The sequence below is a fragment of the Nocardioides terrigena genome, from assembly GCF_003047265.1.
Lineage (GTDB): Bacteria > Actinomycetota > Actinomycetes > Propionibacteriales > Nocardioidaceae > Nocardioides > Nocardioides terrigena.
The window spans coordinates 77,601-94,986 of the sequence record NZ_PZYY01000012.1; the positions used below are offsets into that span (position 1 = coordinate 77,601).

Annotated in this window: 13 protein-coding genes; 7 read left to right on the forward strand and 6 right to left on the reverse strand. The window is 72.4% G+C overall.

Annotated features, from left to right (window positions below):
• Positions 1–32: 32 nt before the first annotated feature.
• The 3 genes from glmM to rplM are packed head-to-tail and all read right to left on the reverse strand — an operon-like array spanning position 33 to position 2,369.
• Entirely contained in the window at positions 33–1,379 is a 1,347-nt protein-coding gene (gene glmM, locus DAE25_RS20710) for a phosphoglucosamine mutase (RefSeq protein WP_107768018.1), read from the reverse strand.
• Positions 1,380–1,397: 18 nt separating this feature from the next.
• The gene (gene rpsI, locus DAE25_RS20715; protein ID WP_107768019.1) at positions 1,398–1,904 is read right to left on the reverse strand and encodes a 30S ribosomal protein S9; all 507 of its coding nucleotides are present in this window, start codon (positions 1,902–1,904) and stop codon (positions 1,398–1,400) included.
• Positions 1,905–1,925: 21 nt separating this feature from the next.
• Positions 1,926–2,369, reverse strand: coding sequence for a 50S ribosomal protein L13 (gene rplM, locus DAE25_RS20720; RefSeq protein WP_056887178.1), 444 nt, complete (start codon positions 2,367–2,369; stop codon positions 1,926–1,928).
• A gap of 303 nt (positions 2,370–2,672) precedes the next feature.
• Between rplM and DAE25_RS20725 the strand changes: the two genes are divergently transcribed.
• Positions 2,673–3,980 (forward strand): citrate synthase, encoded by a 1,308-nt coding sequence (locus tag DAE25_RS20725; RefSeq protein ID WP_082600180.1) that lies wholly within the window; start codon positions 2,673–2,675, stop codon positions 3,978–3,980.
• Between the two features lie 75 nt (positions 3,981–4,055).
• Here the strand turns inward: DAE25_RS20725 and DAE25_RS20730 are convergent, their stop codons facing one another.
• From DAE25_RS20730 to pulA, 3 genes are read right to left on the reverse strand one after another with little or no spacing between them, the layout of a single operon-like run.
• Positions 4,056–4,358: a winged helix-turn-helix domain-containing protein gene (locus tag DAE25_RS20730; protein ID WP_107768020.1), complete on the reverse strand. Its 303-nt coding sequence runs from the start codon at positions 4,356–4,358 to the stop codon at positions 4,056–4,058.
• A complete protein-coding gene (locus DAE25_RS20735) occupies positions 4,355–4,819 on the reverse strand; it encodes a hypothetical protein (RefSeq protein ID WP_107768021.1) in 465 nt (154 codons plus the stop codon). The genes DAE25_RS20730 and DAE25_RS20735 overlap by 4 nt, the downstream gene beginning before the upstream one ends.
• Positions 4,820–4,864: 45 nt before the next feature.
• A complete protein-coding gene (pulA, locus tag DAE25_RS20740) occupies positions 4,865–10,549 on the reverse strand; it encodes a pullulanase-type alpha-1,6-glucosidase (protein ID WP_107768046.1) in 5,685 nt (1,894 codons plus the stop codon).
• Positions 10,550–10,641: 92 nt separating this feature from the next.
• Here pulA and DAE25_RS20745 point away from each other — a divergent pair, with 92 nt between their 5' ends.
• The 6 genes from DAE25_RS20745 to DAE25_RS20770 all read left to right on the forward strand — a co-directional run bounded on the left by DAE25_RS20745 (position 10,642) and on the right by DAE25_RS20770 (position 17,385).
• A complete protein-coding gene (locus DAE25_RS20745; RefSeq protein WP_107768022.1) occupies positions 10,642–12,975 on the forward strand; it encodes an ATP-binding protein in 2,334 nt (777 codons plus the stop codon).
• Positions 12,976–13,089: 114 nt separating this feature from the next.
• On the forward strand, positions 13,090–13,770 hold the full coding sequence (locus DAE25_RS20750; protein ID WP_199907704.1) for a hypothetical protein: 681 nt from the start codon (positions 13,090–13,092) through the stop codon (positions 13,768–13,770).
• A 7-nt stretch (positions 13,771–13,777) separates the two neighbouring features.
• A complete protein-coding gene (locus DAE25_RS20755; RefSeq protein WP_107768023.1) occupies positions 13,778–14,284 on the forward strand; it encodes a SigE family RNA polymerase sigma factor in 507 nt (168 codons plus the stop codon).
• 17 nt (positions 14,285–14,301) lie between these two features.
• The gene (locus DAE25_RS20760) at positions 14,302–14,817 is read left to right on the forward strand and encodes a GNAT family N-acetyltransferase (protein WP_107768024.1); all 516 of its coding nucleotides are present in this window, start codon (positions 14,302–14,304) and stop codon (positions 14,815–14,817) included.
• A 66-nt stretch (positions 14,818–14,883) separates the two neighbouring features.
• Positions 14,884–16,086: a S1C family serine protease gene (locus tag DAE25_RS20765; protein ID WP_107768025.1), complete on the forward strand. Its 1,203-nt coding sequence runs from the start codon at positions 14,884–14,886 to the stop codon at positions 16,084–16,086.
• 147 nt (positions 16,087–16,233) lie between these two features.
• Entirely contained in the window at positions 16,234–17,385 is a 1,152-nt protein-coding gene (locus tag DAE25_RS20770; RefSeq protein ID WP_056887171.1) for an acyl-CoA dehydrogenase family protein, read from the forward strand.
• Position 17,386: the final 1 nt, after the last annotated feature.

Sequence of the window (17,386 nt, forward strand, 5' to 3'; positions counted from 1 at the left end):
GCTCACCGGGCACCCCGGTTTTGCGGGGGGCCTCAGAGGGCGAGCTGGGCCTTGACCACGTCCGCGAGCCGGTGGGCCACGGAGTCGGCCGTCTCGAGCGACGGTGCCTCGACCATCACGCGCACCAGCGCCTCGGTCCCGGAGGGCCGCAGCAGGATCCGGCCGGTGTCGCCGAGCGCGGCCTCCTCCTCGGCGACCGCCGCGGCGAGCACGGCGTCGTCGTCAGTGCGGGCCTTGTCGACGCCCGGGACGTTGACCAGGACCTGCGGCAACCGGGTCATCACGCCCGCCAGGGACTGGAGCGACTGGCCGGTCGCGGCCATCCGCTCGAGCACCTTGAGCGCGGTGAGGATGCCGTCGCCGGTGGTGGCGTGGTCCGAGAGGATCACGTGCCCCGACTGCTCGCCGCCGAGGGAGTAGCCCGAGACCTTCATGGCCTCGAGGACGTAGCGGTCGCCGACCTTGGTCTGGCGCACCCCGATCCCGGCACCGCGCAGCGCCTGCACGAAGCCGAGGTTGCTCATCACCGTCGCCACGACGGTGTCCTTGGCGAGCAGACCCTGGTCGCGCAGGGCGAGGGCGAGGACGGCGAGGATCTGGTCGCCGTCGACGACGTTGCCCTCGTGGTCGACGGCCAGGCAGCGGTCGGAGTCGCCGTCGAGGCCGAAGCCGGCGTCGGCGCCGTGCTCCACGACCGCGCGCTGCAGGGAGCCGAGGTGCGTCGAGCCGCAGTTGTCGTTGATGTTGAGACCGTCGGGGGACGCGTGGATCGCGATCACCTCGGCGCCGGCGTCGCGCAGCGCGAGCGGGCCTGCCTCGTACGCCGCACCCTCGGCGCAGTCGAGCACGACCTTGAGGCCGTCGAGGGGCTTCGTCGTGGCCGCTACCAGGTGGGCGGCGTAGTCGGTGACCGCGGCGTCGTACGTCGTGACGCGGCCGACGTCACCACCGGTGGGGCGCTGCCACTGCTCGCGCATCCGGCGCTCGATGGCGACCTCGATCGCGTCGTCGAGCTTGTGGCCCCCACGGGCCAGGAACTTGATGCCGTTGTCTGGCATCGGGTTGTGCGAGGCCGAGAGCATGACGCCGAGGTCGGCGCCGAGCTTGTCGGTCAGGTGCGCGACCCCCGGGGTCGGCAGGACACCCAGCAGCAGCACGTCGACGCCCGCCGAGGCGAGGCCGGCGACGACGGCCGCCTCCAGGAACTGTCCCGAGATGCGCGTGTCCCGGCCGACCACGGCTCGGGGGCGGTGCCCCGCGAACTCCCCGAGGTCGGCCAGGACATGGGCAGCGGCAACGGAAAGGTCCAGGGCCAGCTCCGCCGTCAAGGAGGCGTTCGCCAGGCCCCGGACCCCGTCCGTGCCGAAGAGTCGAGTCACGATTCTCGACTCAGCCGATCAGCGCTTGCTGAACTGCGAGGCCTTGCGGGCCTTCTTGAGACCGGCCTTCTTGCGCTCGACGGCGCGGGCGTCACGCGTGAGCAGCCCGGCCTTCTTGAGCGTCGCGCGGTTGGCGTCGACGTCCACGGCGTTGAGCGACCGGGCGATGCCGAGGCGGAGCGCGCCGGCCTGACCGGCGATGCCGCCACCGTGGATGCGGGCGATCACGTCGAAGCGACCCTCGAGCTGCAGGCTGGTGAACGGCTCGTTCACGATCTGCTGGTGCAGCTTGTTGGGGAAGTAGCTGTCGAGCGAGCGGCCGTTGACCGTGATCTCGCCGGTGCCCGGAACGATCCGGACGCGGGCGACGGCCTCCTTGCGACGACCGGTGGCGCCGGCGGGCGCGATGGTCGCCGGGCGGGCCGGGGTGTCGGCGGACGGGGAGCTCTCGGAGCTGTAGGCAACGCCCTCGGCGTTGGTCTCGTAGGTCTCCTCGACCTCGGTGCTCTCGATGTTGTCAGTCATTGAGTGAGTCCTCGATCGGGATTACTGGGAGACCTGGGAGATCTCGAACGGGATGGCCTGCTGGGCCGCGTGGGGGTGGTTCGGGCCGCTGTAGACCTTGAGCTTCTTGAGCACCTGGCGGCCGAGCTTGTTCTTGGGGAGCATGCCCCAGACCGCGTTCTCGATCGCCTTGCGGGCGTCCTTCTCGAGCAGCTCACCGAACGGCGTGGCGGACAGGCCGCCCGGGTAGCCGGAGTGGCGGTAGGCCAGCTTGGTGACCTTCTTGTTGCCCGAGAGGGCGACCTTCTCCGCGTTGACGATGATGACGAAGTCACCCATGTCCATGTGCGGGGCGAAGGTCGGCTTGTGCTTGCCGCGGAGGAGGTTGGCGGTCTGGACGGCGAGGCGTCCCAGGACGACGTCGGTGGCGTCGATGACGAGCCACTCTCGCTGGATGTCAGCGGGCTTGGGGCTGTACGTGCGCACGGCTGTATCCCGTTCTCGTTCGTAGGTCCGGGTGGAAGGTGTCCCACCCGGTGTGCTGCGGCGACTTCTGACGAACACTGCCCGGCTCATGATCGTCCGGGTCTGCACCCTCGGTCGTGCGGACCGGGGCGCGGCAGGAGACGCGACCCCCAAGACTACGGCGCTCGCGCGAGGAGGGTCAAAACGACGCAGGGGCGGCGTCCACCCACGGCGGTGTCCACGAACGGCAGGGGCGGGTTAGCGCCGTCCGCTGGGTCGCGGCTAGGTTGGTCGGGAATCCCACGAACCCAGCAAGGAGCCGACGTGAGCAACGAAGCTTCCGGCAACGAGACCCTGACCGTACGCGACAACCGCACCGGCCAGGACTACGAGATCCCGATCACCGACGGGACCATCGCTGCCAAGGACCTCGGACAGATCAGGGTCGGCGACGACCAGCCCGGCCTCGCCACCTACGACCCCGGCTTCGTCAACACGGCCTCGTGTCGGAGCGCGATCACCTACATCGACGGCGACAAGGGCATCCTGGAGTACCGCGGCTACCCGATCGAGCAGCTGGCGGAGAAGTCCAGCTTCCTCGAGGTGGCCTACCTCCTCATCCACGGCGAGCTCCCCACCAAGGCGGAGATGGACGCCTGGGTGCACGAGATCACCTACCACACCTTCGTCCACGAGAACGTCAAGTCCTTCATGGAGGGCTTCCGGTACGACGCCCACCCGATGGGCATGCTGATGGCCTCGGTCGGCGCGCTGTCGACGTTCTACCCGGACGCGCGCAACATCACCGACGGCGACAACCGGCACATGCAGATGGTCCGCATGATCGCCAAGATGCCGACCCTCGGCGCCTGGTCGTTCCGCCACGCGCAGGGCAAGCCGTTCGTCTACCCCGACAACGACCTCGGCTACACCGCCAACTTCCTCTCGATGCTCTTCAAGATGAGCGAGAAGAAGTTCGAGGCCGACGAGCGCCTCGTCAAGGCGCTCGACGTGCTCTTCATCCTGCACGCCGACCACGAGCAGAACTGCTCGACCAACGCGGTCCGCTCGGTCGGCTCCAGCGAGGTCGACCCCTACTCGGCCGTCGCGGCCGGCGTCGCGGCCCTCTACGGCCCGCTGCACGGCGGTGCCAACGAGGCGGTGCTGCGGATGCTGCGGCGAATCGGCTCGAAGAGCGAGATCCCCGCCTTCATCGAGGGCGTCAAGAACGGCAACGAGCGGCTCATGGGCTTCGGCCACCGGGTCTACAAGAACTACGACCCGCGCGCCAAGATCATCAAGAAGTCCGCCGAGGACGTCTTCGAGGTCACCGGCACCAACCCGCTCCTCGAGATCGCGCTCGAGCTGGAGAAGATCGCCCTCGAGGACGAGTACTTCGTCAAGCGCAAGCTCTACCCCAACGTGGACTTCTACTCCGGCCTCATCTACGAGGCGTTCGCGTTCCCGCCGGAGATGTTCACGGTCCTCTTCGCGATCGGCCGCACCCCCGGCTGGCTCGCGCAGTGGCTCGAGCTCGTCCAGGACAAGGACCAGAAGATCGCTCGTCCCAAGCAGATCTACACCGGCGACCGCCAGCTGACCTTCACCCCCGCGTCTGAGCGCTGGGCGTGAGCCTTCACTGACACCGGTCCCGTACGACGCCCCCGACAGGTCTCCTGTCGGGGGCGTCGTGCGTCCGGGGCCGGGTCAGCCGGGAAGGTCGGCGGTCGAGGCCAGCCGCTGGAGCTCGGCGACGTGGCCGGCGAACGCCGCCCGTCCCGGCCTGGTGAGGCTGGCCCACGTCCGCACCCGACCCGACCCGCTCGGCTTGTCCAGCACCACGTAGCCCGCGTCCACCAGCACCTTGAGGTGTTTGCTGAGCACCGAGTCGGCGACCCCGAGCGACTCGCGCAGGGTGGTGAACTCGGCCTTGTCGACGGAGGCGAGGATCGCGCAGACCCTCAGGCGGTGGGGCGCGTGGACCACCTCGTCGAAGCGGGGCGTCGTCACGCGGGGTCCCGACGGGCCCGCCGCCGCAGGTCGTTGCGGTAGGTGGCGTCGTACAGGAGGCCGAGGACCACCGTGGAGACGAGCACGGAGAGGGCCAGCGCCAGGACCATCCCGGTCGCGACGCCGTCGACGAAGGCGACGCACAGGACCGGCACCATCATGGCGAGGGCGAACGCCGCGAGGGCGAGTCCGCTGCGCAGCCCGGCGGGCTTCGAGATCGAGATGCCGGTGTGGCCGGCGTACGCCCGGACCAGCCAACCCGAGCCGAGGGCGACCGCGAGGGCCGACAGGACGGCCGGCAGGCCTCCCACCAGTCCGTAGACCAGGACCATCTGCGCGACGAGCAGGCCGACCGCCGGGTAGTACCAGCGGGGCGTGGTCATCCGGTCCGCGAGCTCCTGGCGGGACGCGTCGATCGAGTCGAGGGAGCGGCGGGCGTCGTCGGCCGAGATGCTTTCCATGACGGAAAGCCTAGCAAGACTTTCCGTCATGGCAAGCGTTCGGCGTCAGCGCTCGAAGACCGCCGTCGTGCGGGCCGGCACCGTCACGGAGTCCGCGGCGGCGGTGGCGCCCTTGACGACCTCGTCGCCACCGGTGGCCTGCACGTCGTGCAGGGTCCAGCCGGACCCCGTCCCCGCGACCGTGGCGGCCGACGGGCTCGCGTTGAAGACCACCAGCACGCCGTCGCGGTCGGGATCGGCGTCCGCGCCGACGGTGTCGTCGACCAGCATCGCGATGACCCCGGGCTCGGCGTCGAGGAACGACACCTTGTCCTGGATCGCGGCCGCGCTGCCGAGGCGGAAGAGCGGCGAGGACGTCCGCAGGCGCAGCAGGTCGATGGCCGCGGCGTGGGCGGCGTCCATCGCGTCCGGGCCGGGCTTCATCGCGGGGTCCGCCAGCAGGGGTCGCATGAAGTCCCACTTGTCGGCGTTGTCGGCCTCGGGCGGCAGTCCCGAGCCGAAGGTGTTCTCCCGGCGGGACCAGTCGACCCGGTTGAACCAGTCGCCCGAGTCGTAGGAGTTGCGGTCCAGGCTCTTGGAGCGGAGCAGGTCGGTCCCGGCGTGCCAGAAGACCACGCCCTGCGAGAGCGCCACGGTCGACAGCGACAGGGTGTTCATCCGCACCCGGTCGGCCATCGTCGTGCCCCGCGGCAGCTTGAGGGCGAGCGAGTCGAAGAGCGTCTCGTTGTCGTGGGCATCCACGTAGGTGACGGTCTCGGACGGGTCGGCGGCATAGCCCGCCGGCTGGCCGTCGTAGTCGACGTCCTTGCCCAGCACGGTCTCGCCGGAGGACGTCCGGAACGAGAAGTCGCGCAGGTTGCCTGCCAGGCCCAGCTTGACGAGGTCCTGCGCATGCAGGAGGTCCTCGCGCTGCTCGTCCGGCGTGCCGTTGACCTCCGCGCCGTTGGGGTCGGTGAAGAGACCGGAGCCGAAGCCCTGCACCCGCGGGTCCTCGTCGAACGGCCCTCCCCCGCGCACCGCGTCGCGGAGCCGGTCGCTGAAGGAGCCGATGCCGGTGCCGGCCAGGTTGCGCTGGGTGGCCTGGACGAACAGCGCGTCGTCGGCGACCTCGCCGAAGTTCCACCCCTCGCCGTACAGGTAGACCGAGCGGCCGTCGACGCCGTCGCGGCGCAGGGTGAGCCGGTCGAGCGCGGCCCGCAGGCGCTGCATGTTCTCCAGGCTGTGGTGGCCCATGAGGTCGAAGCGGAAGCCGTCGACCTTGTAGTCCCGCGCCCACGTGAGCACGGAGTCGATCATCAGCTTCTCCATCATCCGGTGCTCGGTGGCGGTGTTGGAGCAGCACGTCGAGCTCTCCACCGCGCCCTTCGCGTCCAGGCGGTGGTAGTAGCCGGGGACGACCCGGTCGAGGACGGAGGTGGCGGCCTGGCCGCTCGCGGCGGTGTGGTTGTAGACCACGTCCATGACGACCTGGAGGCCGGCGCCGTGGAGGCCCTGCACCATCCGGCGGAACTCCACCGTGCGTCGGGTGCCCTCGGGGTCGGTGGCGTAGGAGCCCTCGGGAGCCGTGTAGTGCAGCGGGTCGTAGCCCCAGTTGAAGCCGTCCTTGGCGCGGACCGCGTCGATGCACTCCTGCTGCTCCTCCGAGTCCGGGGCCAGCGCCGCGAGATCGCAGTCGGGGACCTGCTGGGCCGACCGGCGCTCCTCGATGGTGGCGATGTCGAACGCCGGCAGCAGGTGCACGGTGTTGAGCCCGGCGTCGGCGAGGCGGCGCAGGTGGCGCATGCCGTCGGTGTCGTCGTGGGTGAACGCGAGGTAGGTGCCCCGCTCCCCCGCCGGCACGGTCTCGTCGCCGATCGAGAAGTCGCGGACGTGCAGCTCGTAGACGGTGCGGTCCTCGGGCTGCGCGATCCGGGGCGCCGTCGTCCGGGACCAGCCCTGGGGTGAAAGCGCCGGGTCGGACAGGTCGACCACGAGGGACCGGGCCGAGTTGGCGGTCAGCGCCACCGAGTAGGGGTCGGTGACCCGGTTGGTGACGACCTCCTGGGCCTCGGGGGCCCAGACCACGACCTCGTAGGTGTAGGCCGCGCCCTTCCAGGACGTCGGCCCGGTGACGGTCCACGTGCCGTCCGACCCGCGTCGCATGGGCACCCGCCGGTCGCCGACCAGCGCGGTCACGGACTGTGCGGTCGGGGCCCACAGGGACAGCGTCGGGCGCCGGCCCCGCCACGTGACGCCCAGCTCGCGGTCGGCCGCATCGGCGTACACGTCGTCGAGGACGCCGGGCACCTGCACGCCGGTGGCGTCGCGCAGCGTCCCGTCCGGGGCGTACGACGCGACGGCGAGCTGCCCGGTGAGGATCTCCGGGACCTGCCGCACGGCCGCCCGGTCGAGCCGGAACGCCTCGAAGCCCTCGAGCTGCGGGAAGTCGGCGAGCACGTCGTCCGGCAGCCCGGCCGGGTCGTGGCGCAGCGGCACGCTGGACCCACCGGTCACGGCCTCGGCGTCGACGGCCAGGTCGCCGGCGGTGGACCAGTGCAGGCGGTGGCGTCCCGAGTCCGCGGCGGGCACGTCCCAGGCGACCAGGTCCTCGCGCACCCAGTGGGCCTTCGCGAGGGTCAGGTCGGGCGCGGCGCCGGCGGCGCGGGAGCTGATCGTCAACCGGTGGCTGGCGACGTCGTACGAGAAGACCACTTCCACTCCTGCCGCCGGGACGTCGAAGCCGATGTTGCCACCGTCCAGTGTGCCGTCGGCACCGTAGTTCTCCGCCCAGGACAGGCCGTGGGCCACCTTGGTCTCGTAGCTGCCGGCGGGCAGCGCGGTGGTGGCGAAGGTGAACCTGCCGTCGCCGTCGGGGTCCTTGAGCCAGCCGCGCATGCAGTCGGGCGACCAGTCGCTCGCACAGCCGAGCTCGGACTGCAGGCTGCCTGCGAGGGTGACGATCGGCCCCTCGGCGTCGCTGGTGATCCAGTGCGAGGCGTGGTCGTAGTAGAACGTCACGTCCTGCGGCGCGTCGAGCGCGAGCGGGATGTCGGCCCCGCCCGGCGCCCCGCCCGCGCCGTAGTTCTCGTCCCACGAGCCGTCGATGGCGGCCTTGTAGGCGTAGCTGCCGGCCGGCAACGACGCCGTCCTGCGCCAGACCAGGTCGTTCGCGTCCAGCGACATCTGCGCCTGCTCGCACGCGGGCATCCAGTCGCCGGGGCAGCCCATCTCCGAGTTGAGGCTGCCGGGCACCGACACCGCCGCCGGCTGGGTGACCGGACCCGTGCCGCCGCCGCCCGGCGGCGGCTCGGTGGCCGGGTCGCCGACGGTCGCGTACGTCGAGGTCACCGACAGGTTGTCGGAGCTGTCGCGCAGCACGGCGCGGTACTCGACCAGCGTCCCCCTCGCCAGCGAGGAGACGTCGTGGAAGACGCGGTACGGCGCGTTGTCGTCGGTGCCGAGCGGGGTCCACTCCCCGCCCCCGACTGGCCGCCAGGCGAGCGTGACCTGGTTGAAGCCGCCGTCGGGGACCGCGATCGTGATGGGCGAGCGCCCACCCACGACCCCGCCCGCGGACGGCTTCTCGACGTGCACCGCCGGGGCGTCCTCGCGCCCGGCGAGGGTGCCCGCCGCACGCCACACGACAGCCGACAGGGGCGGGACGGTGACGGTGAGGCGACCCTCGGCGTCGCTGCGCAGCGACGTACGGCTCGCCGGCCACACCTGCTTGAACGTCCCGCGACGCATCTCGGTGCCGAAGGTGACCGTCTTCGCAGTGGTCGCGTTGTTGAGCGCGACGACGTGCTCGCGGTCCTCCTCGGCGTCGATGCGGCTGACCGCGAAGACCCCGGCGGAGTCCGAGGCGTAGCGGTGCAGCTGAGCGCCGTCGGCGAGCGCGGGGTAGGTCTCCCGCAGCCGGGCGAGGTCGCGGATCGTGGTGTACATCGGGTGGCCGGTGTCGAAGTTGGCCTCGGCGGTCGTGGCGTCGGTCCCGATGAGGTCGTCGTCGTTGTAGGTCGCCACCTTGCTCGGGAACATGTCCTGGCGGGCGTCCTGGTCGCCACCGCCACCGGTGAAGCCCTGCTCGTCGCCGTAGTAGACGACCGGCTGGCCGCGGGTGAGGTACATCAGCGCGTGGGCGAGGCGGTCGCGCTCCAGGACCTGGTCGCTGCCGGCCAGGAAGGTCCCGATCCGCCCCATGTCGTGGTTGCCGAGGAAGGTCGGGCTCGCATAGGCGTTGGAGTCGGTGTCGGTGTAGTGGTCGTCGGCGGCGTAGAAGTCGCGCAGCTTCGTCGTCGCGCCGCCCTTGGCGAAGCCGGTGCCGGCGCCCTGGAAGCCGAAGTCGAGGGTCGCGTCGAGGCGGCCCTCGGTGCTGAACTCCGACAGGTAGGCGGGGTTGGAGTCGTAGACCTCGCCGAAGGCGAAGAAGTCGTCGTTGCCGACCCGCTCGGCCTCGGCTCGCATGGCCGGTGCGAACTCCTGCCAGAACTCCATGTTGACGTGCTTGACCGTGTCGATGCGGAAGCCGTCGATGCCGAAGTCGACCCACTGCTCGTAGATGTCGACCATCCCGTCGACCACCTCGGGCTGCTCGGTGAAGAGGTCGTCGAGGCCGACGAAGTCGCCGTACGTCGAGGACTCGCCGGCGAAGGTCGAGTCACCGCGGTTGTGGTAGCGGGTGGGGTCGTTGAGCCAGGCCGGCACCTTGACCGTCGCGTCCTCCTCGGAGCGCAGGACCGGTGTGTAGGGGAACGACGTGGCGGCGTCGAGCTCGGGGAACGTCTCGCCGCCGGCGTACGCACGGTCGTCGAACTCGTCGCCCGCGGCGTCGCGGTAGGGGGACGCCTCCTTGGAGACGTAGGCGTTGTCGCCGTCCTCGGCGTAGTCGATGACGTCGGCGGTGTGGTTGGTGATGATGTCGAAGAAGACCTTGATGCCGCGCGCGTGCGCCTCGTCGATGAAGGCCTCGAGCTCCGCGTTGGTGCCGAAGTGCGGGTCGATCCGCGTGAAGTCCGTGACCCAGTAGCCGTGGTAGCCCGCGCTGGCCTGGTCCCCGGCGCCCTGGACGGGCCGGTTCTTGAAGCTCGGGGTCAGCCAGATGGCGGTCGTGCCCATCCCCTCGATGTAGTCGAGCCGGTCCGACAGCCCGGCGATGTCACCCCCGTGGAAGAAGCCCTTGTGGGTCGGGTCGAGCCCCGTCTCCAGTGGTCCGCCGGTGAGTCCGCCCGTGTCGTTGGCGGGGTCGCCGTTGGCGAAGCGGTCGGCCATCACGAAGTAGAAGCGCTCGCGGGTGAGCGGGGTGCGCAGCGACGTCCCCGCCATCGCCTCGTCGGCATCGGTCACCTCGGCGGTGGGCTGCTCGGCCGGCGCCACCGCGACCCGGTGGCCGGCGTGGTCGTAGGAGAAGGTCAGCGTCGCGTCGTGCCGGAGCACCAGCGGGACGTCGGCGGCTCCGCCGTCGGCGCCGTACGACTCCTCCCAGCCCCCGTCGAGCGCGACCTTGAAGGCGTAGCTGCCGGCCGGCACCTCGACGTCCTTCTCGTACGACGTCGTCCCGGGCACCGGCTCGAGGCGGGTCGCCTCGCACGCGGGGACCCAGTCGTCGGCGCAGCCGAGCTCGGACTGGAGGGTGCCGACCAGGGTGACCGAGTCCGGCACCGCGGTGTGGTCGGCGGCTGCCGGGGACGGCACGACCGCGAGGGCGGAGCCGGAGACGAGCAGGCCGAGGACGGCCGCGAGGGGCGTGCGCACGAAGAACTCCCGAGAGGTGGAGCAGGTGGATGTGGCGGACGTCACGTTAGCCGGTCACTAGACTCCCGTCCTCACGGACCGGGGAGGGGACTGTGGCGGGGACGCCGACGGAGGACGACACGACCTCGCTGGCCGCCGTCCTGCGTGCGCTGCGCGAGCGCGCCGGTCTCTCGCAGGAGGAGCTGGCCCGTCGGGCGGGCCTCAGCACCCACGCCGTCAGCGCCCTGGAGCGGGGCACCCGCACCCGGCCCTACCCGCACACCCTCCGGTCCCTGTCGGCGGCGCTGTCGCTCCCGGAGGCCGACCACGCCCGGCTGATCGCGTCGGTGCCGCCGCGCGCACGGCCCGCACGCGCCGCCTCGGACGCCGCCACCGCACGCCCGCGGGACCTGCCGGTCCCGACCACTGCCCTCCTGGGCCGCGACGACGACGTGCGCCGCGTGGGTCGCCTCCTCGCCGAGCACCGGCTCGTGACCCTGAGCGGTACAGGAGGGGTCGGCAAGACTCGCCTGGCGCTCGCGGTCGCCGCCGACGTCCGGGACCGCTACGCCGACGGCGTCACCCTCGTCGAGCTGGCGCCGCTGATGGAGCCGTCGGCAGTGCTGCCCGCCGTCGCCGACGCGGTCGAGGCGACCCGCGGGGTTGGGCGCACCGTCGCCGAGGACGTCGTCGAGCGGGTCCGGGGCCAGCACCTGCTGCTGGTCCTCGACAACCTCGAGCACCTCCTGGACGCCGCCCCGGAGGTCGCCGCGCTGATCGAGGCGGCACCCGACCTCACCGTGCTCGCCACCAGCCGCGCACCCCTGCGCGTGCGCGGCGAGACCGAGGTCGCCGTCGAGCCGCTCGAGCTGCCGTCCGCGACCACGTCCACGGCCGCGTCACCGGCCGCGCGGCTCCTGCTCGAGCGCGCCGGCGCGGTGAGCCCCGGGTGGGGCACCGACCCCGCCGAGGAGGCCGCCGTCGCGGCGACCTGCGTCCGCCTCGCGGGCCTGCCGCTCGCCCTCGAGCTCGCCGCCGCCCGCGCCCGGCTCCTCGACCCGGCCACCCTGCTCACCCGTCTCGACAGCGCGCTGCGGGAGGGCCCGCGCGACCTGCCGGCCCGGCAGCGCACCATGCGCGCCACGCTGGACTGGAGCCACGGGCTGCTCGGCGAGGACGAGCGGCGGTTGCTGCGACTGCTGGGGGTCTTCGTCGGCGGCTTCACCCTCGCCGACCTCGAGGACGTCGTCGCGCGCACCGGGGAACCTGCGGGCTCGTCGGTGGCACTGCTGGAGTCACTGGTCGAGCACTCGCTGGTGATCGCCGCGCCGGGCGGCACGCGCTTCCGGATGCTGGAGCCGGTGGCGCAGTACGCCCGCGCGCTGCTCGTCGAGGCCGGGGAGTGGGACGCGGCCGCCACCGCCCACGCCGCCCACTTCCTCGCCATGGCCGAGGCCACGGGTCCCCGCTACCGCGACGAGGGCCAGGTGGCCGCCCTCGCCCGGATCGACCCCGAGCACCCCAACCTCACCGCCGCCGCCGAGCGGATGCTCGTCGCCGGCGACGTGGAGGGCGCGGCCCGGATGGCCTGGGCGCTGTGGCTCTACTGGTGGCTGCGCGGCCACCACGGCCACGGTCGGCGGCTCGCCGAGGCGGTGCTCGCCCGGGGCGGGATGGCCGACGACGTGCACGCCCGGGCCGCGCTGGCCGCTGCGACGATGTGCTTCGCGATGGACGACGTGGACGCGGCCCTGCACTGGTGGCAGGACGCCCACCGGCACTCCACCGGCAACCCGGTCATCGACTCCAACTCCGTCGCCGGGATCGGGCTGGCCGCCCTCGCGCGCGGCGACGTGGTGACCGCCCGCGAGCAGTTCATCGCCGCCCTCGACCTCGCGGCGCGGGGCGGTGAGGAGTCGGAGTGGACGTGGGCGCTCGCCCACATCTGGCTGGGGACCGTGGCGCTGCTGCTGGGCGATCCCGACGAGGCCGTACGCCGGGTGGAGGCCGGACTGGCGTCCGCACGCAGGCGCGGCGACCGGCTGGCGTCGTACATCGCGCTCTACAACCTCTGCCAGGTCGAGCTGACGCGCGGCGAGCACGCCCGCGCCCGCCGGCACCTCGAGGAGGGCCTGCGCCTCTCCACCGAGACCGGTGACCAGGCCAACCTCGCCTACCTGCTCGACGCGCTGGCGACCATCGAGGCCGCCGAGGGCACCGTGTCGCGGGTCCCGCTGCTGCTCGGCGCCGCCCAGGGGATCCGCGAGACCATCGGGTCCCGCGGCTACGGCTACTACCGACCGGACCCGGACGTCCTCGCCGCTGCCGAGGCCGCGGCCCGGCAGCGCCTCGGCACCGACCGGTACGACGACGCGCTGGACGCCGGCCGGGCGCTCGCGCCGGAGCAGGCCGCCCACCTCGCGCTCGGGGGCCACCACCCGGCCTGACGCGCACCCGCACACCACCCGTACACCTCCGGCTGTGCGTGGTGCGGCGACCCGGTGTCGACCGACAGTGGGGACGCGGCCGACCGGCCGCGCACCCACCGTCAAGGAGACGCCGTGACCACCACCCTCGAGCCCGGCACCGCGCCGGGCACCTCCACCGTGCCGACCGGCCGCGGCTGGGCCGTCGCCGGCCTGGTCGCGGGCCTGTCCGGCATCGCGTCCGTCGCCGCCAGCATGGGGACCGGAGCCGTCTACGAGCCGGGCATCGCCGGCGACGCGCCTGCCATCACCGAGCGGCTGGCCGAGCTGACCGGACAGATCATGGCCTTCCACGTCGCCACCATGGTCTCGGCGCTGCTGGTGGTCGTCTTCGCCGCCGGGCTGCACCGCGACCTGGCGGGCCGACTGCCCACGAGCAGCACACTGCCGATGGTCGCGTCCTCCGGACTGCTGCTCGTGGCCGCCGCGCAGCTGCTCGGCTCCGGTCTCACCACGGAGTTCGTCTTCGGCGTGCAGGACCCCGAGCAGCTCGTGCCGGAGACGGCCGTCCTGTTCGGCCACTGGATCGGCACCATCCCGTGGCTGTGGGGCACCGCCGGGCTCACCGCCGTCGCCCTCGGGCTGGCGTCGCGCGCGGGCGGCTGCCCCCGCTGGCTGGGGCTGCTCGGCTACGGCCTCGGCGGGCTGATGCTGCTCATCGCGGTGAGCCCGCTGCAGTACATGGCCGGCATGGTCGGACCGGTCTGGCTGACCGTCACCGCGATCGGCCTGCTCGTCTCCCGCCGGGCCCGCTGAGCCGATCATGACGACCACCGGCTTCGCCGACTGGGTGGCCCAGCGGAGACCCACCCTGCTGCGGGCCGCCGTGGCCATCACCGGTGACCCGCACCGGGCCGAGGACGTGCTCCAGGGCGCGCTCCTGCGGGTGCTGCCCCACTGGTCCTCGATCCGGGACGGGGGCGCGGCCGACGCGTACGTGCGCCGGACGATGCTGCACCAGCACATCAGCTGGTGCCGGCAGCCGGCGTACCGCCACGAGTCGGTGCGCAGCGAGGTCCCCGAGCCCACGGGGGGCGGGCTCGGGGCCTCGCCCCCGGGGGATGTCCCCGGGGAGCTGTGGCCGCTCGTCGCCGCGCTGCCGCCCCGGCAGCGCAGCACCGTGGCGCTGCGCTTCTACGAGGGGCTGTCGGTCGCCGAGACCGCGACCGCCCTCGGCTGCTCCCCCGGCACGGTCAAGTCCAACACCCACCACGCCCTGGCCCACCTGCGCGCCATGATCGAGCACGACGACCTCCCGGTCGCCGGCTGACACCGAGAGGTCCACCCATGTCCACCACGCCGACCACGGGCTGGCTGCCCGCGTCCTTCGTCCACCCCACCCACGTGGAGGTCGGGCTCGGGCACCACCTGCGCCCGATCCGGGCCGAGGACGTCGACCTCGACATGGTGGCGGTGATGGGGTCGCGCGAGCGGCTGTGGGGGATCTACGGCGACGCCTGGGGGTGGCCGCCGGCCTCGATGACGCGCGAGCAGGACCGCGAGGACCTGGCCCGGCACGCCGCCGAGATGGTGACCCACGAGTCGTTCAACTACGCCCTCCTCGACACCGACGAGACGGCGCTGCTCGGCTGCGTCTACATCGATCCCCCGGAGAAGCCGGGGGCGGACGCCGAGATCTCGTGGTGGGTGGTCGACGAGTGCGTCGGCACCGAGCTCGAGGCCGCGCTCGACGTGCTGGTCCCCCACTGGATCGCGACCGACTGGCCGCTCGAGCGGCCGAGGTACGTCGGACGCGACCTGTCGTGGGCGGAGTGGGCGGCGCTGCCCGACCTGCCCCGCTGACGACGTCAAGGGACCTTCCCAGCCCGCTCTCAGGCAGGACACAGGGTCACGCCACACACTCGGAGCATGAGCACCACGCCCCCGCCCCCGTTCGAGAACCACCCGACCACCGTCTACGGCGCCTACCCCTACGGGAACCCGCAGGCACCGCCGCCCGCGCCGCGCCGCGGCCGGGGCGGCCTCGTGGCGGGCGTCCTCGTCACCACCCTGCTCGTCGGCGGTGGCGCAGGCTTCGGCGGCGCGGCGCTGTGGGACCAGACCCAGGGCGACGCCACCTCCTCGTCGGCCACGGCGACGGCCACCACGCCGGTCATCGACCAGGGCGACACCCCCGCCACCGACGGCTCCGTGGAGGCCGTCGCCTCCTCCGTCCTCCCGTCGGTCGTCACCATCCAGGTCGCCGGCCAGCAGGGCGAGGGCTCCGGCTCGGGCATCATCCTCAGCGCCGACGGCACGATCCTGACCAACAACCACGTGGTCGAGGTCGCCGAGGGTGGCGGCACCGTCCGCGTCTACTTCGACGACGGCACCAGCGCGCCGGCCGAGATCCTCGGCACCGACCCGCTCACCGACACCGCCGTGATCAGGGCGGAGGGTGTCAGCGACCTCACCGCTGCCACCATCGGGCAGTCGGCCAACCTCGACGTCGGCCAGGACGTGGTGGCGTTCGGCGCCCCCTTCGGCCTCGACTCGACCGTCACGAGCGGCATCGTGAGCGCGCTGGACCGCCCGGTCAACGTCGGCTCGGACAGCGAGGGCAACTCCACGACGTACCCCGCCATCCAGACCGACGCGGCGATCAACCCCGGCAACTCCGGCGGGCCGCTGGTCGACATGACCGGCGCCGTGGTCGGCATCAACTCCTCCATCCGCACCGCCTCCCAGAGCTCCGAGAGCGGCGGCTCGATCGGCCTCGGCTTCGCCATCCCCATCGACGAGGTGATGCCGATCGTCGACCAGATGATCGCCGGCGAGACCCCCACCCACGCCCGCCTCGGCATCCAGGTCGGCGACGCCGGGTCGGCGGCCGACGGCGCCAGCGGCGCCCTGGTCCGCGAGGTCGGCGAGGGCTCGACCGCTGCCGGTGCCGGCCTCGCGCAGGGTGACGTCATCACCCGCATCGACGACCGGGCCGTCACCGACGCCGACTCCCTCGTGGCCACGATCCGCTCCTACCGCCCCGGCGACGAGGTCCAGGTGACGTGGCAGCGCAACGGCGAGGAGCAGACCGCCACGCTGGAGCTCGACACGGACGCCGCCACCGGCTGACGGACCCTCCGGACCGCAGCCGACCGCAGCCGACCGCAGCCGACAGGCTCCGGTCGGCTGCGGCACTGGGCGCTGCGCACATCGCCTCGTGTGGTCGGTCGCGCCATGATGGGACCGCCCCACCGGGCGACGACCCAGAGGAGTCCCATGCAGCTCGAGCTGTCCGCCGAGGACGCCGCGTTCCGCGAGGAGATGCGCACGTTCTTCACCACCGAGTTCCCGCAGGGGATCCGCGACGCGGTGCTGGAGGGCCGGCACCTCTCGCGCGAGCAGATCGTGGAGAGCCAGCAGGTCCTCAACCGGGCCGGACTCGCGGTCCCGCACTGGCCCGAGGAGTGGGGCGGTCGCGGGTGGAGCGACCTGCAGCGGCACCTGTGGCACGAGGAGATGCAGCGCGCCGGCGTGCCCACGCCGCTGGCCTTCAACGCCTCGATGATCGGCCCGGTGATCGCGCAGTTCGGCAGCCAGGAGCAGAAGGAGCGGTTCCTGCCGGCCACGGCCAACCTCGACATCTGGTGGTCGCAGGGCTTCTCCGAGCCCGACGCCGGCTCCGACCTGGCCAGCCTGCGCACGACCGCCGTCCGTGACGGCGACGACTGGGTCGTCAACGGGCAGAAGACGTGGACGACCCTCGGCCAGTACGGCGACTGGATCTTCACGCTGGTCCGCACCGATCCCGAGGTGAAGAAGCAGGCAGGCATCTCGATGCTGCTCATCGACATGACGCTGCCCGGCGTCGAGGTGCGCCCGATCGAGCTCATCGACGGCGGCCACGAGGTCAACGAGGTCTGGTTCACCGACGTGCGGGTCCCCGGTGACCTGCTCGTCGGCGACCTCAACGGTGGCTGGACGATCGCCAAGTTCCTCCTCGGCAACGAGCGCGTCGGCGTCGCCCCGGTGGGCGCCACCAAGCGTGCGCTCGCGACCCTCAAGGACAACGCCGGCGACCGGCTCGACGACCCCTACGTGCGGGCGCGGATCGTCGAGATCGAGAACGAGCTGCTCGCCCTCGAGCTCACCGCGCTGCGCGTCGTGGCCCACTCCGCCGGCGGCGAGCCGCACCCGGCGTCCTCGGTGCTCAAGCTCAAGGGCACCGAGCTCCAGCAGGCCGTCAGCGAGCTGGCCGTCGACCTCGCCGGCCCGGCCTCCATCGCCTCCGGGGCCGACGACGACTCCCCGCTCGCCGGCTGGGCCCGTCGCAGCGCCCCCACCTACCTCAACCTCCGCAAGGCGTCGATCTACGGCGGGTCCAACGAGATCCAGCGCCAGATCATCGCCCGCACGATCCTGGGACTCTGAC

What these genes read in the sequence shown, in the direction of transcription:
- DAE25_RS20760 (WP_107768024.1), top strand. Translation starts at nt 14,302, where the DNA reads ATGTCCACCACGCCGACCACGGGCTGGCTGCCCGCGTCCTTCGTCCAC.
- rpsI (WP_107768019.1), bottom strand. Translation starts at nt 1,904, where the DNA reads ATGACTGACAACATCGAGAGCACCGAGGTCGAGGAGACCTACGAGACC.
- DAE25_RS20735 (WP_107768021.1), bottom strand. Translation starts at nt 4,819, where the DNA reads ATGGAAAGCATCTCGGCCGACGACGCCCGCCGCTCCCTCGACTCGATC.
- DAE25_RS20770 (WP_056887171.1), top strand. Translation starts at nt 16,234, where the DNA reads ATGCAGCTCGAGCTGTCCGCCGAGGACGCCGCGTTCCGCGAGGAGATG.
- DAE25_RS20755 (WP_107768023.1), top strand. Translation starts at nt 13,778, where the DNA reads ATGACGACCACCGGCTTCGCCGACTGGGTGGCCCAGCGGAGACCCACC.
- DAE25_RS20765 (WP_107768025.1), top strand. Translation starts at nt 14,884, where the DNA reads ATGAGCACCACGCCCCCGCCCCCGTTCGAGAACCACCCGACCACCGTC.